Origin of the sequence: Arthrobacter agilis (assembly GCF_030816075.1) — a bacterium.
GTDB lineage: Bacteria > Actinomycetota > Actinomycetes > Actinomycetales > Micrococcaceae > Arthrobacter_D > Arthrobacter_D agilis_E.
On record NZ_JAUSXO010000001.1, the window covers coordinates 2,023,517 to 2,038,452 of the forward strand.

The following is a 14,936-nucleotide window of genomic DNA, read 5'->3' on the forward strand; positions in this document are numbered from 1 at the left end:
AGGGTCGATAATAAAGGGTATGAGGACGAATGCGCAATATCGGGCGGAATGCGAGCGCATCGACGCGCGCATTCTGTCCTTGGCCGCCGAGAAAGCCCGGATAGATGCTGACATGGCTACCGCCACCGAGGAACTGCGTCAACTCCTGGAAAGCGAATTCTTCGATTATCAGGCCCGCGGGCAATCGTCTGAACGACTCACCAAGGGTCGGCACACCAATCTGGCGGATACCACGACGGCGACAGAACTGGCCTGCCTGCTGCGTATCCCCGAACGCACTGCCCACCGACTCGTGCAGTTCTCCGCAGTCCTCGTCAACCACCACCCCAGAACTCACGCAGCCCTCGCGTCCGGGGCGATCTCCTGGGCGCACGCCACCACCCTGATCCACGAATACACCGGGCTGCCCGAGGCGACCGCGGCCCTGCTCGAAGACCAACTGCTGCCTCTGGCCGCCGAGACCACCACAACCCGGCTGGCTTCCAGAGCCCGGACGCTCCGTACCCGGTTGCACCCCGAATCCCTCCACCAGCGAGCTGCGACAGCCACCAGCCGGCGCCGTGTGGACTTCGAGCCCGACCACGACGCGATGGCCTGGCTGCATGTCTACCTCCCTGCCGCCGACGCCACGGCCATCGACAGCCGACTCACCGCCACAGCGCGCAGCCTGCAGACCCCCGCCGAAACCCGCACCCTGCCCCAGCTACGCACCGACGTCCTCGCCGACCTCCTCCTCACCGCCCCCGGCACCACCTGCTGCCAGGGCACCTCCGCTCGCGTCTCCGCCAATCGACCGGACAGCGACCCGACCCCTGAAGCCTCCTCCGGGGAAGCCCATGTCGGGGTACCGGCGGAGCCGAGGATTTGTGCGCACATCAATGTCACGGTGCCCGTGCTGACACTGCTCGGAGTCGACGACGCTCCGGCGGACCTGGAAGGCTACGGCCCCATCCCCGCGGACATCGCCCGCCGCCTTGCCGCCCATGCGCCTTCCTTCACCCGGCTCCTGACCCACCCCGAATCGGGGGCCGTGCTCAGCGTCGGCCGTACCTCGTACGCCGTCCCGGCCGACCTCAAACGTTGGCTGCGAGTCCGCGACCAGACCTGTCGACACCCCGGCTGCAGCATCCCCGCCTCGCGCTGCGAACTCGACCACACGACGCCCTGGTCCCACGCCGGGCCGACCGATCACGACAACCTCGCCCATCTCTGCCGCAAGCATCACACCCTCAAGTCCGAAGGTATCTGGCACTACACCCAGGGCCCCGACCAGAACCGGGTCGGCCAACACGGCCCAGCGGCGCCCGGTACCACTGGCACGCTCGGGATTCCTGCCACGTCCTGTATGTCAGGCACGTTGACCGCCACCTCTCCTACCGGGCGCACCTACACCACCGCCCCCGAAGCACCGCCCTTCTAGGGCATGCAGTCCGGGTCCGGAGGGGTGGCGAACATCGCGGCTGGGCCGCATGATCACCGGACGGGTGGCTCGCAACCGATGCCGGTCGGGTTCTCCAGGCAGTCCTGGCTCACCTGATGCGACTGGGTCCGCCAGATGCTCATCAGGTGCGGTGTGGACACGACCGCGGCTTCTCCAGCAACGGGCTGAAACGGACCGCCGTCAACTGAGTAGTCGCCGGCGAAGAATGTGGTCACCGTGACCTGGAAGTCACCGGTCCGGGCATACTGGTGGCTCGTTGCCGTGGGCGTGTCGAAAGCATTCCCGTTCACCGGGCCGCCGGGCGACGTCGTCGTCACACTGGTGCCGTCGCCGTAGTCCCACCGGTAGGACACCGGTCGGGCTTTCAGGACGATCGATGCGTCCTGGAACACGAACGTGAACTCCTGCTCCCGGGCCTGCGCGTAGATGTTCGATTGCGCGTTGCGCAACCCGAAGTTCGACGGCTGGGACAGGATCGTCGCGGCCAGGACCGGCTGCTTCTGGAACTCCTCGAGGGTGATGACGATCGGCGCTTCCGCCGGTGCTGCTGCGGTATCCGCTGCGGTATCCACCGGCGGTTCCGGCACCTCGCCGGGATATACGCAGGAACTCCGCCCTGTCGGCGTCCGCGTCGCCGGCTGTACCCGGGTGTCTATAGCGATCCAGTTCACCACGAGCCCGCCCTCCCGAGCCGTGCACCGAGCATTTATCTTCGGACACGTTGCCGGATCCAGAGCATCACCTACATCCACGGTGCAGGCCCGCACGTAGGTGTACTCGATTCCGTCGTCAACGGGCAAGGCAGCAGGCTCTTGAATTGCCCTATCTCCTGGCCGAGGATCGGACTTATTCTCCGTCGTGCTTCCATCGAAGAAGCCAGAGTCTCTCACCGTCGCGGTCGCCGTGTCTCCATCAAACCTGATGTCATTTCCTTTGGCTACCGCTGCGACCGACTGAGTGTAGAACGCAAAAACAAGGACCGCGACAAAGATGGGAAACCTCATGGATTGCATCATTGAACCCCCTCGGGTGCGCCGAAATCGAGCATTACCCATCGGTGGTCGATGTATGCCGAGAAGATGGCGTTAAAGATTGCATCCCCTTTGGGCGCTTCCGCTTCAACTTCCCCCGAGGCTGAGAACGTTATAGATGCGTCTTGGATTACCTCGACATAGGAGCCGATTGATCCTTGAGTATTCGTTTGGAAATCGGTCGTGAACTCGGTGACTTCGGAGTCGGCACCCCAGACCCATCCACCATCCGCGTAGACGTCCATCACCGCGCTGGTCGCATTTGAACAGGTCTCGCATCGCGGATCCGTTACTGCCTCGAAGGGAGCCCAGTCGTTGGTCTCGTAGCCATAGGAGAACAACTCGAACCAGTACTTGGTAAAGGCCTCCAGACCCTCGGCCGAGTTCTCGTCCGCGAGTGCCGGTTTCACCGGCACAGGGACGTTCGCCGCGGGCCCAGCCGACGAAGCAGGCGACGACTCAGACGTCGATGACGGGGACGGGGTTGCAGAAGGAGACGCCGCAGCGGGCGACGCCGACGAAGACGGATCAGGGTTCGGCTGCGCCGACGGATCCGGGTCGCCCTGGCAGCCGGTCAGCAGCATCATGGCAACAGCTGCTCCTGCCAGAATCGGCATAGCCGCTCGATGACGATGACGGAGCCCATCACCACGACCAGATGCACGCATAAGGAACATGCAACTCCCCCATCACCGTCGGCCCGCCTACCGGAATGGCCCTCAGCATAGCCCTACGCGTCCCGCGCGCTACAGGTTATGCACAGGTAGAGTCGGCCGAACAGCCCTGAATCTGCGCGCGTCTTGTCAGCCCTCCCCCCTGCGACGAGGGTTCGCTGCGCACCGGCGACAGCGCCGAAGTGGGCTGTACACCTGGCGCGCCCGGCGGGTCACCGTGGTCGTCCGCCTGGGTGATCGCCCGGAGACGCCGGACCGACCCGAAGCGCGTGCGTAGGGTCACAGCGCCGACGTGCGCTGTGATCAACGGTTCGCCGAGACGGCCGGCAGCAGTGATCAGCGGTTCGCCGACGCGGCCGGCAGCTGTGATCAGCGGTTCGCCGAGACGGCCAGCAGCTCTGATCAGCGGTTCGCCGAGACGGCCAGCAGCTCTGATCAGCGGTTCGCCGAGACGGCCAGCAGCTGTGATCAGCGGTTCGCCGAGACGGCCAGCAGCAGTTCCGGAGCGCGGCGATCGTACCAACGCCCACCCGTACGGATACCGACGACCAGCAGCACCCCGCCGAGGACAAGCCCCACCACGACGGTCAGCCAGCCGAACAGCGCTTGCCCGGTCACGAAGTAGACGATGGTCAGGATCATCTCGGGCAGCGCCAGCAGCACCAGCACTAGCCACCCGAGGATCTGGACGGCGAACATCAGGAAGTTCGTACCCGGCGGCGTCTTGAAGGCGCTCTCCCCGGGCAGCGGGACGTTGTAGGTGTAGCGCGCCGACACGATGCTCGACAGCCCTGCGCCGGTCAGCAGCAATCCGAGCGACAGCCCCAGCATCACGGGCAGGTCCTCGGCCCTGCCCGTGACGAGCAACGGCACGACCGTGAAGACGAGTGCTATCGGCAGCGCGAAGACCAGCAGTGCGCCGGCGCGTCCCAGCCGATCATCGCGTCCGCTCACCCCGGTGGAGACGTGCAGGCTGAAAGCGGTGTTGTCGTAGGAGATGTCGGCCGAGATGGACCACGCGAGCAGGAAGGCGGTGAGCGGACCGAGGAAGGCGAACGCCGTGCCGGAGCCCCCACCCGAGAAATACAGCAGCACCGCGAGGAACGGGATCATCACGAGGGATGCCGAGTACCGCGGGTCACGGAGCCAATACGTCAGGGCCCGTGCTGCTACCGCCCCCGCGGGTGTCGCGGGAAAACGGCCGAACCAGCCGAGGTTCCCGCCGGCCCGCTTCGACACGGCGTTGTACGGGGGCGTGACCAGTGCGTGGGTGAGACTCCGGCTCCACAGCACGAGGAACAGCGCCAGGGTGGCCGCGCCGATCAGGAATTTCAGGAGGGCCGCCCCGACGTTCCCTGCGGCGACGTCGGCCGGTGCGGCCCACAGGGCACCGAGCGGAGTCCAGGCGAGGACATCGGCCAGCGACCGGGCGAAGCCCGGCGAGCTCTGGAATCCGGCCGTCACCCCGCCGATGATCGGCCCGAGGAAGATCAGCGGGATGAACGCGACGATGCCGTTGACGTCCTTGAAGCGGCGCGAGCCCGTCATCGAGGACACGGCCGTCGTCACGAGCCGCGAGGCGACGACGCACAGGAGCACGGCGACGAGACCACAGACGAGGGCGGTCAGCGCGGCGGCCGGATAGCGGATCCAGGTGAACACCTGCGTCAGGGACGCGATGAGCGTCACCACGCCCGGGATCCCGACGATGCCGCCCAGCACCAGGCCGGCGAGCAGCTGACGCATGGGGATCGCGAAGGTCACGAACCGTGCGGGGTCGAGTGTCATGTCGATGCCGGTCGCCGCGATCGGTATGACGATCCAGCCGAGCACCGTCGCCGAGCCGCCGATCACGAGGATGGTCCGGATCAGCTCGGGTTCGGCACTGCCGAGCAGCACCAGGCCGATGATGAGCAGGACCAGGAGGCCCAGTCCGTACAACCCGCCGAGGATCACTCCGACGAGCTGCGCCGTGCTCCGCCGAAGCGAATTGCGCAGCAGGAGGAGCTTCAGTCTCAGGAGGTCCGCAACCACGACAGCCCCTCCGACGTGCTGCGACCTCCGACGAGCTCGACGAAGCGGTCCTCGAGGGTCGCTTCCCCCCGGACCTCGTCCACCGTTCCCGCGGCGAGCACGGTTCCTGCCGCGATGACCGCGACGTGGTCGCACATGCGCTGCACGAGGTCCATGACGTGGCTGGACACGATCACCGAGCCGCCGGACCGCACGTAGCCCGTCAGGATGTCGCGGATGTTCGCGGCGGAGACGGGGTCCACGGACTCGAACGGCTCGTCGAGGACCAGCAGCTTCGGTGCATGGATGAGGGCAGAGGCGAGCGCGATCTTCTTCGTCATGCCCGCCGAGTAATCCACCACGAGGGTCCCGGCGTCGTTCGTCAGGTCGAGGGCACGCAGCAGGTCCCCGGTCCGCTCCACCACCGTCTCGCGGTCCATGCCGCGCAGCAGTCCCGCATAGGTGACCAGCTGCTCGCCGGTGAGCCGGTCGAACAGCCGGACCCCGTCGGGCAGGATGCCCATGATCTTCTTCGCCTCGAGCGGCTGGCCCCATACGTCCACACCGTGCACCATGACTTGGCCGTAATCGGGCCGGAGCAGGCCTGTGGCCATGGAGAGGGTGGTGGTCTTGCCGGCGCCGTTCGGCCCGACGAGTCCGTAGAAGGAGCCCGGCGGCACTTCGAGGCTGACGCCGTTCACGGCGATCTTCTCTCCGAAACGCTTGGCGAGACCACGGATGCTCAGTGCGGCAGTACCGGCCCTGGCCTGCGGATTGTTCTCGTCGGTCGGCGGTGGCACGAGGGAACTCATGCTGCCACGCTAGCAACGTGCACTTGCGCCCCTCGTCATCCCAAAGGAGGAAAAGGGACGGGTGCGTCAGAAGGTGCCGGCCCGCTCGTACTGGGGCGCCGGGACGAGCTCATGGCCGAGCTCGTGCCCTGCCCGCATCCACCAGTGCGGATCGCGGAGGGCGGCTCGGGCGATGAGGACGGCGTCGGCCCGCTCCCCGCGGATGACGTCGTCGGCCTGGCGCGGGTCGCTGATGAGACCGACGGCGCCCGTCGGGACACCGGAGGTCCGCACCTCCTCGGCGAGGGCCACCTGGTAACCCGGACCGACCGGGATGGACGCGGCCGGCACGGCACCGCCGGACGAGACGTCGATGAAGTCCACGCCCTCCTCGGCGGCACGCTTGGCGAGGCGCGCCGACACGGCGCCGTCGAGCCCGCCCTCGGTCCAGTCCGAGGCGGAGATGCGCAGCAGCAGCGGCATGGTGTCGGGGATGACCCGGCGGACCTCGCGGATCACCTCGAGCGTCAGGCGGAACCGGGCCTCCTCCGAGCCTCCCCAACCGTCGGTCCGGGTGTTGACCAGCGGCGAGAGGAACTGGTGCAGCAGGTATCCGTGGGCGGCGTGGATCTCCATGGTGTCGAAGCCGGCGTCGAGGGCGAGGGCGGCGGCCGTCCCGAAGTCGCGGATGACCTTCTCTATGTCCTCCTCGGTCATGGCACGGGGCGCAGCGTACCGGCCGAAGGCCTCGTCGGTGGGGCCGAGGGTCTGCCAGCCGCCCTCCGATGCGGGGACGGAGTTGTGCTTGCCGCTGAAGGGCCAGTAGGTGGAGGCCTTCCGACCGGCATGCGCGAGCTGCACGGCCGTCTTCGTGCCGACGGCACTGTGGTCGTGGATGAAGTCGTTGATGCGGCGCCAGGCATCGACCTGCTCCTGCGAGTAGATGCCGGCGTCGCGCGGGCTGATCATGCCTTCGGGGCTCACGGCGGCGGCTTCGGTGATGATGAGCGCCGCGCCTCCGGTGGCGAACTGGCCGAGGTGCACCAGGTGCCAGTCGGTGGGGACGCCGGGAGCCGTCGCGGGCTCGCAGGAGTACTGGCACATGGCGGCCACCCAGCCGCGGTGCGGCAGCTCCAGGGACCGGAGTGTGATGGGGTCGAACAGGCCGGCCGTGCCGGTGGGTGCTGCGGAAGTCATGCCATCCTCTGCTGGTCGTACGGGGTCTGGGCGGGACGCGGTGCTGTCAGGGCGGGGGCGGCCTGCTAGAACAGGGCGCGCGCGAGCGCGCTGCGGGCCTTGGTCACGCGCGGATCGGTGACGCCGACGATGTCGAACAGTTCCAGCAGGCGCTTGCGTGCCGCTTCCCTGTCCTCCCCCGCGGTCCGCCCGATGAAGGCGACGATACGGTTGAACGCGTCCTCGACATGGCCACCCGTGATGTCCAGGTCGGCCACGGCGAGTTGGGCCTCGACGTTGTCCGGCTCGTCCGCGCCGCGCCGGCGTACCGCGGCGGCATCGACGTCCTGCACGCGCTGCATGAGCTCCACCTGCGCGAGTCCGGCCTTCGCGTCCGCATCGGCGGGCTGCTCCGCGAGGGCACGGCGATAGGCGGCAGCCGCAGCCGGGTAGTCCCCCGCCTCGATGGCGTCGAAGGCCTCCTGGTGCAGGGGCGGCAGCGGCGGCTCCTCGGGAGCGGCGGTGCCGGGTTCGGCGCCGTCGTTGAGCGTCCCGGTCACCCCGTTGGCCTCGGCGACCTTCAGGAGCTCGTCGAGGTAGGCGCGGATCTGGGGGTCGGGCAGGGCGCCTTCGAACAACGGCACCGGCTGGCCCTTCACCACGGCGACGACGGTCGGGGCCCCCTGCGCCTGGAACGCCAGGGCGATCTGCGGCTGCGCCTCCAGATCCACGTTCGCGAGCAGGATCCGGCCGTCGAACTCCACCGCGGCGGCCTCGAGGACGGCGGTGACCTGGTTCGACTGCTCGCTCCAGGTGGCGCGGAGGTTCACGACGACGGGCACCTGGGCCGAGAGCTGCACGAGCTGCGGGAAGGTCTGCTCGGTCACCTCGACGACGTACGGACTCGGTCCTGCCGCGGGCTGACGCGTTGCGGCGGGCCGTGCGGCGGCGTCGGCGCGCGCCTTGAGCGCGGACAGGTCCACCGCTCCCCGCAGGTTCATGCTCGACGGCGGCATCCCGCCCCGTTGTGCTGGTGTGGACAATGCTCTGCCTTTCTCTGGCTGCCTGTGCTGGACGCTCGTGGGTGCCGGGTCAGCGTAGCTTGGCCGACAGCAGCTGCTGCGCGGCGCCGATGACCCGGATCCTATCGTCGCTCCCTGCCGGGGGGACGTACATCATCACGGCTTCGCCGTAGTTGACGTCGATGCCCTTCTCGCTGGAGTCCTTGCCCGTCAGCGACTTGTACACCGTCCCCTTGAGGTCGATGGTGTCGCCGGCGCCCTTCGGGACGCTCGAGTAGGTGTGGGTGAGGTAGCCGAACACCATCGCTCCGCCGTCGCCCGTCATCAGGGCCTGCGTGCGCTCGCCCTGCGCCTGGTGCGTGAAGGTGATGTTGGCCGCCTTGTTGCCCGGGTCGGCGACGACGCCGGCCTGGAAGTCGGTGATCGCCTCCGAGAAGGAGTTCTCCTCGAAGGTCTCGGCGTTGGCGCCGGTCGGTTTCGTCAGGAAGTCGGCGATGGATGCGACGGCGTCCTGGGGCGCCTTCGCGAGCGCTCTGGTCTCGTCGACCGGGACCGGGCCCGAGGCCCCGGGCGCCGGCGGAGAGGGGAACGTGCTCCCGGGCAGCATCTGGACCGCGGAGGTCAGCTTGTAGTTCTCGCGGGGGGTCTCCTGCACCAGCAGGAGAGCCTGCGGCACCGGGTTGTCGTCGCTCTGCGTCAGCGCGACGATCGTGCGCGGCCAGTCCGCGCCCGTGGGGATCATGTCCAGCAGCACGGGATCCGCGGCGACCGGGACCGGCAGTGTGGCCTTCGGTTCCTTGGCGCGCACGGCGTAGGAACCCGTGCGGAGGTCCAGTGCGGCGCCGCCGACGCGTGGGGCGAGTCGCTTGGCGTCCGCTGCCGCGTCCGCATCGGTGACGGTCGAGGAGACGTCGCCCAGGATGCGCTCGAGCTGGCTGGCCAGGACGACGGGCGGGCCGCTGGCCTCGCTGCCCGCCGACGGCGCCCCGGTGGCGGCGGCGGACGGCACCGCGGACGAGGTGGAGGACGCGGACGGCGTGGCGGTCGCGGATGACGCGGTGGACGGCGAGGTCGCGGACGGGGTGGGCGTGGTCGTCGCCATCCCGGGTGCGATACCCAGCAGCGAGCCGCCCGCGACGAGTCCCGCGAGCACCAGGACGGGCCCGGGAGCGGCGATCGAGGACGCGCCGACCGATCCGCCGGCCTGTGCGTGCCGGCGGGCGTACGCACGGGTCCCCTCGACCGCCTCGGTGGTCCGCTTCCCGCTGCGGTTGCGCGGCGGGACGAAGAGGAGGGCGATACCGAGGACGACGACGAGCGCTCCGCCGATGATGAGCGGCAGGGCGAACGGCGTGGACTGGTCGTTGGGGCGCGTGATGGAGACCTGCGTCGGTGCGGCGGCTGTCCCGTCGGCGGCGAGCAGGATGGACCAGTCACCCTCCACGGGCTCGCTCCACCGGTAGGTCAGCGTGCCGTCACCGGGCTCCTCGCTGATCCAGAGGTCGCTGCCGCTGGGATCGGGGACGGTGTCCTCGCCGTCGGCGTAGTCGGAGGACAGCGTGTCCTCGGCGATGCCCGTGACCTGGAGGTGTGCGGCGTCCCCCACCCAGGCCTCGACGTCCGAGGCTCGGCCGACCGCGAGGGTGAAGGGACCGTCCGCCTCGACGGTGACGTCGACGGAGCCGTCGGCGTCGCCGCGCGCACCGGATTCGATCACTGTGACGGGGGCCGTCCCGGCCCCCTCGGCGACGTCCTGGGCGACACTGGCGGTGACCGTCTCCGCAGGGGCCCAGATGGTCCGCTGCCCGATGCCGAGGAGCATCAGCAGGAGCCCTGCCACGATGATCGGTACTGCTGTCTTTCCGCGCACTGGTTGCCTATCGTCGTCCGTTCCGGCGGAGCGTCTGGCCCCTTCCGCTCCGATGGCCCGCCGCTTGCGGCGGCGGGCCATCGGGAATAGTCACCCAATGGTAACGAAGTTCCTCCGGCCGGTCGGGCCGGGGCGGCGTCGGTCGGCCGGATCATGGGCGGGACGGCGTCCGTGGGATCGTCCCGGGGCGGCTCGTCAACACCTTCGTGGGCGGTGCCCGGCTGTTAGGGTTTCGCTAGCCGACCCACCCGCGGCGCAGGTACGCACATCCGAAAGCAGAGCCCTTCGTTGACAGACCACCAGGACGTCCCGCTCGACCAGCCGCTTCCGCGGCCCGAGCCGCCCGTGGCCGGCGAGGACACGCTGCCCTCCGATGTACCGGTCGCCGCCGCCCAGCCGCCGTCGACCCTGCGGTCGTTGTTCTCCCTCGCCCGGAAGTCCCTCCCGGCGGCGCAGCCACGACCCCGCTTCGAGTTCCCGCCCGAGCGCGAGCCCGCGGCCGTCGCCGTCGATCCCGGTGTGTCCCTCGCCGACGAACGCCTCAAGTTCGGTGGTGCGTACCCCCGCAGCATGAGGAGCCACCCCATCCACTTCGGCTTCATGATGAGCGTGGGCGTGGGGCTCGCGCTGCTGGCCTTCTTCATCATCACCAACGTGGGCCAGCTCCTCGTGTGGATCGGGGCGGCCCTCTTCATCGCGCTCGGACTCGACCCGATCGTGCGGTGGCTCGAGACCAAGGGCGTGCCGCGCCCGGCCGGCATCGCCGTCGCCCTGTCCGTCCTCGTGGGCATCGTGGCCGGGTTCTTCGCGCTGCTCATCCCGACGATCGTGAGCCAGACCTCCCAGATCGTGGACCGTGCGCCGGGGTACGCGGACGACTTCCTGAACTCGGAGTTCTTCACGACGCTCGACGACCAGTTCCAGGTCCGGGACCGCGTGGTCTCGGAGGTCGACAAGTTCTTCGCGAACAGCGAGGCGGTCGGCGGGATCTTCGGCGGCGTGCTCGGCGTGGGCACGGTGATCATCAACGGGCTGTTCGGCTCCCTCGTGATCCTGGTCCTCGCGCTGTACTTCCTCGCGTCCCTGCCGTCCATCAAGAAGTGGGGGTACCGGCTCGCTCCCCGCTCGCGCCGGCCGCGCGTCGAGGTCCTCTCGGAGGAGATCACGCGCAGCGTCGGCATGTACGTGATCGGCCAGGCCTGCGTGGCCCTGCTGAACGGCACGTTCGCGTTCATCGTCATGTCGATCGCCAACGTGCCCTTCTCCGTCCTGCTGGCGTTCGTCGTCGCGCTGCTGGCGTTCATCCCGCTGGTCGGGGGCACCATCGCCGCGGTGCTCGTCAGCCTGATCGCAATGACGGTCGGCTGGCACACCGCCCTTTTGTTCGCGATCCCCTACGTGGCCTATCTGCAGTTCGAGGCGTACTTCATCTCGCCGCGCATCATGCAGCGCGCCGTCGCCGTGCCGGGCGCGGTGGCCGTCATCGCGGTGATCGCGGGCGGCAGCCTCCTCGGCGTGCTCGGCGCACTGATCGCCATCCCGACGGCGGCCGCGGTGATGCTGCTCCTCAAGGAAGTGTTCATCGCGCGCCAGGACGGCCAGTAGTCCGCCCGTCCTGGCAACCGGGCTCGTCAGCCGGCCGTCAGCAGCCCGTGGTCACTGGGAGCTCGCGACGGCGGCCGGCCCCGCCCACCGGGTGGGCAGGGGCAGCTCGAGCTCGGGACGGACGACGCCGACGATCTCGTTGAGCGCCCGCGCCGCGTACTTCTCCCCCACCCACAGGTGCTTGGCGCCGTCCACCCCGGTCACGTCGGCCTGCGGGACGCGCGCGAACCGGCGCTCCGCGTCCTCGGGGACCAGGTAGTCGTCGAACTCGGGGACGAGCACCTTCAGGGGCAGTCCGCTCGCCCCCCACGCGTCGAGGTCGGCGTCGCCGGCGCGGTGCAGCGGCGGTGACAGCAGGATCGCTCCCTCGATCAGCTCCGCCACCGGGTCCTGGGCACCGTACTTGAGGCACAGTTCCGTGCCGAAGGACCAGCCCACGAGCCAGATGTGGTGCAGCCCCTGGGCCACGGCCCACTCCACGGCCGCCTGGAGGTCCAGCCGTTCGCCGTCGCCGCCGTCGAACGCGCCCTCGCTGCAGCCCCGCGGGGAGCACGTGCCGCGCGTGTTGAACCGCAGCACGGCGATGTCCGCGAGAGCCGGCAGCCGGAAGGACGCCTTCCGGTACACGTGGGAGTCCATGAAGCCGCCGTGCGTCGGCAGCGGGTGCAGGGTCACGAGCGTGGCCCGCGGCGTACGACCGCCCGCGGGTGCCGCGAACTCCCCCACGAGGGTCAGCCCGTCGGCGGTCTGCAGCTCGATGTTCCGGCGATCGGCGGGCAGCACCGTGGACGCGCGGATCTCGATCGCCTCGTCGGTGGGCGTGAAGGTGTAATCGGGCGAATCGGTGGGCATCCTCCCAGTCTAGGACGGGCACGCACCGGGTGCCTCAGTAGCGGAAGCTCCGCGTCTGCCAGCACCGCACATGCCAGTGCCTCCGGTCGGCCAGGGCGCTCTCCGGGCCGAACAGCGAGTCCTCCCGCCACACCACGAGGTGCGCGATCCCGGGCAGGATGGAGGAGTTGCACCCGGGGCAGGTGTAGGTCTTGGCCGCGTTGCGCTCGGTGATGCGGCGCACCGACCACTCGCCGTCGGGGGCGGACTCCCGCAGCGGCAGGCCGGCACGCGCGCGCTCGAGATCCAGCTCCGGCGGCGCGGTCCACTTGGGGCGCGAGGACCCGCGGGGGCGGTTCGGGCGGTTGGAACGGGGCACCCCCTCAGTCTGCCCGATGCGGCCGCACAGCTCCGCACCGGGCGCGGAAGGGGCCCAACGCCCGGTAGAATCGCCGACGTGCGTCTTGTCATTGCCCGCTGCTCCGTCGATTACATCGGCCGCCTCCGGGCGCATCTCCCGCTGGCCACCCGGCTCCTCATGGTGAAGTCCGACGGCTCCGTCCTGGTGCACTCCGACGGCGGCTCGTACAAGCCGCTGAACTGGATGAGCCCGCCCGCGACCCTGCGGGTCAGCGAGCCCGACGACGCCGACCGCGCCGAGGGCATCACCGAGGTGTGGACGGTCCAGCACGCCAAGACCGACGACCGGCTCGTCATCAACATCCGGGAGCACCTGCACGACTCCTCCCATGACCTCGGCGTCGATCCCGGCCTCGTGAAGGACGGCGTGGAGGCCGACCTCCAGCGGCTCCTCGCCGAGCAGATCGAACTCGTCGGCGCAGGGTCCACCCTGATCCGCCGTGAGTACATGACGGCGATCGGCCCCGTCGACATCCTTGCCCGCGACGCCCAGGGGCGGACGGTCGCCATCGAGCTGAAGCGCCGCGGTGACATCGACGGCGTCGAGCAGCTCACGCGCTACCTCGAACTGCTCAACCGCGACCCGCTCATGGCGCCCGTCCGCGGGATCTTCGCCGCGCAGCAGATCAAGCCGCAGGCACGTGTCCTCGCCACCGACCGGGGCATCGACTGCCTGACCCTCGACTACGACGCGATGCGCGGCGTCGACGACAGCGCCTCCCGCCTCTTCTAGCCGTCCGTCCGATCCATCGGGGCCGCGGGAGGGCGACGGCCTAGAATCGGACCATGGCCCTCTCCAGCGGAACGCCCACTGCCCTGTCCGGACGCCTGGTGACCGAAGCGGGGATCATCGACGACGGCGTGCTCCGCTGGGACGGCTCCCGCATCGTCGGGGTCGGCACGGGCACCGGCGACCCCACCGCCCTGCGGCTGCCCGAGGGCTTCCTCGTCCTCCCGGGGCTCATCGACCTGCACTGCCACGGCGCCGGCGGCGGCGACTTCACGTCCGGTTCCGACGCCGACATCGAGGCGGCCGCGACGCACCTCCACCGCAGCGGCTCGACGACGGTGCTCGCCAGCACGTGCGCCGCACCGATCGAGGACCTCGAGGCCGCCTTCGGCAGACTCGCCGCAGCAGTGCAGTCAGGGCTGCTGGCAGGCATCCATGCCGAGGGCCCGTTCCTGTCGAAGGAGCGCAACGGCGCGCACGACCCCGCCTTCCTCCTCCTGCCGACGCAGGAGGACGTGGCGCGCCTCGTCACCGCGGGCCGGGGACACCTGACCTCCATGACCTACGCCCCCGAACTGCCGGGAAGCGACGTCCTCGTCTACGAACTGGTGATGCACGGCGTCATCCCGTCCATCGGGCACACCGACAGCTCCACGGAGGAGACCAGCGCCGCCCTCGACCTCATCAACGAGGAACTCGCCTCCACGGGGTTCGCGGGCTTCAGCGGCAGGCCCACGGCCACGCACCTGTTCAACGCGATGCCGGCCATCCATCACCGCTCCCCCGGCCCCGTGCCCCTGCTCCTGCAACGGGCCCGCGCGGGCGAGATCGCCGTCGAGCTCATCGCGGACAACGTACATCTCCACCCGGAGACGGTCCGCATGGCCTTCACGATCGCCGGGGCGGAGAACATCTGCCTCGTCAGCGACTCGACCGCCGCGGCGGGACGTACGTCGGGGATCTACCGGTTGGGGAGCCAGGAGGTCACGGTGGTGGACGACGCCGCCGTGCTGACGGCCACGGGGACACTGGCGGGTGGCGCCGGAAGCCTGCTCGACGTGGTGCGCTGCGCGGTCGGGGCAGGGGTGGGCATCGTCGACGCCCTGCGCGCCGCGACCTCCGTCCCCGCGGGCGTCCTGGGACTGGCCGACGAGGTGGGCAGTCTGCGCAGCGGCCTCCGCGCGGACGCTCTGGTGGTCTCCCCCGACCTCGAGCTGAAGGGTGTGCTCCGTGCCGGGCGGTGGGTCCTGCCGCTCGACCTCGACGGCGCCTGAGCGCCACCAGCCCCACGAGCGGCACCGGCGACCCATGGGCGGACCGCCGCCGCAGCGG

Annotated in this window: 13 protein-coding genes; 4 read left to right on the forward strand and 9 right to left on the reverse strand. The window is 69.6% G+C overall.

Annotation, left to right across the window (positions count from 1 at the left end):
- Positions 1-19 precede the first annotated feature (19 nt).
- Entirely contained in the window at positions 20-1,420 is a 1,401-nt protein-coding gene (locus tag QFZ50_RS09440; RefSeq protein ID WP_307083625.1) for an HNH endonuclease, read from the forward strand.
- A 53-nt stretch (positions 1,421-1,473) separates the two neighbouring features.
- Here QFZ50_RS09440 and QFZ50_RS09445 read toward each other — a convergent pair whose 3' ends face one another.
- From QFZ50_RS09445 to QFZ50_RS09475, 7 genes are all read right to left on the reverse strand, one after another.
- Positions 1,474-2,445: a PKD domain-containing protein gene (locus QFZ50_RS09445; RefSeq protein WP_307083626.1), complete on the reverse strand. Its 972-nt coding sequence runs from the start codon at positions 2,443-2,445 to the stop codon at positions 1,474-1,476.
- Between the two features lie 8 nt (positions 2,446-2,453).
- On the reverse strand, positions 2,454-3,059 hold the full coding sequence (locus QFZ50_RS09450; protein WP_307083627.1) for a DUF6318 family protein: 606 nt from the start codon (positions 3,057-3,059) through the stop codon (positions 2,454-2,456).
- A 555-nt stretch (positions 3,060-3,614) separates the two neighbouring features.
- Positions 3,615-5,180 carry a transporter gene (locus QFZ50_RS09455; protein WP_307083628.1) on the reverse strand — a complete coding sequence of 522 codons (1,566 nt, stop codon included), beginning with the start codon at positions 5,178-5,180 and terminating at the stop codon, positions 3,615-3,617.
- Entirely contained in the window at positions 5,162-5,971 is an 810-nt protein-coding gene (locus tag QFZ50_RS09460) for an ABC transporter ATP-binding protein (RefSeq protein WP_307083629.1), read from the reverse strand. Before QFZ50_RS09460 ends, QFZ50_RS09455 begins: the two co-directional genes overlap by 19 nt.
- A 66-nt stretch (positions 5,972-6,037) precedes the next feature.
- On the reverse strand, positions 6,038-7,147 hold the full coding sequence (locus tag QFZ50_RS09465) for an NADH:flavin oxidoreductase/NADH oxidase (RefSeq protein ID WP_307083630.1): 1,110 nt from the start codon (positions 7,145-7,147) through the stop codon (positions 6,038-6,040).
- Between the two features lie 65 nt (positions 7,148-7,212).
- Complete coding sequence (locus tag QFZ50_RS09470) at positions 7,213-8,169, reverse strand: tetratricopeptide repeat protein (RefSeq protein ID WP_307083631.1); 957 nt, start codon at positions 8,167-8,169, stop codon at positions 7,213-7,215.
- A gap of 49 nt (positions 8,170-8,218) precedes the next feature.
- A complete protein-coding gene (locus QFZ50_RS09475) occupies positions 8,219-10,018 on the reverse strand; it encodes a hypothetical protein (RefSeq protein ID WP_307083633.1) in 1,800 nt (599 codons plus the stop codon).
- A gap of 288 nt (positions 10,019-10,306) precedes the next feature.
- On the opposite strand from QFZ50_RS09475, the gene QFZ50_RS09480 reads away from it, so the two are divergent.
- The gene (locus QFZ50_RS09480) at positions 10,307-11,623 is read left to right on the forward strand and encodes an AI-2E family transporter (protein ID WP_373462260.1); all 1,317 of its coding nucleotides are present in this window, start codon (positions 10,307-10,309) and stop codon (positions 11,621-11,623) included.
- A 51-nt stretch (positions 11,624-11,674) separates the two neighbouring features.
- On the opposite strand, the gene QFZ50_RS09485 is transcribed toward QFZ50_RS09480, so the two are convergent.
- Entirely contained in the window at positions 11,675-12,475 is an 801-nt protein-coding gene (locus QFZ50_RS09485) for an alpha/beta hydrolase (protein ID WP_307083635.1), read from the reverse strand.
- Positions 12,476-12,509: 34 nt separating this feature from the next.
- Positions 12,510-12,833 carry a hypothetical protein gene (locus QFZ50_RS09490; RefSeq protein WP_307083637.1) on the reverse strand — a complete coding sequence of 108 codons (324 nt, stop codon included), beginning with the start codon at positions 12,831-12,833 and terminating at the stop codon, positions 12,510-12,512.
- Between the two features lie 78 nt (positions 12,834-12,911).
- Between QFZ50_RS09490 and nucS the strand changes: the two genes are divergently transcribed.
- A complete protein-coding gene (gene nucS, locus QFZ50_RS09495) occupies positions 12,912-13,607 on the forward strand; it encodes an endonuclease NucS (RefSeq protein ID WP_307083639.1) in 696 nt (231 codons plus the stop codon).
- A gap of 53 nt (positions 13,608-13,660) precedes the next feature.
- Positions 13,661-14,878 (forward strand): N-acetylglucosamine-6-phosphate deacetylase, encoded by a 1,218-nt coding sequence (locus tag QFZ50_RS09500; RefSeq protein ID WP_307083641.1) that lies wholly within the window; start codon positions 13,661-13,663, stop codon positions 14,876-14,878.
- The last annotated feature ends 58 nt before the right edge of the window (positions 14,879-14,936 follow it).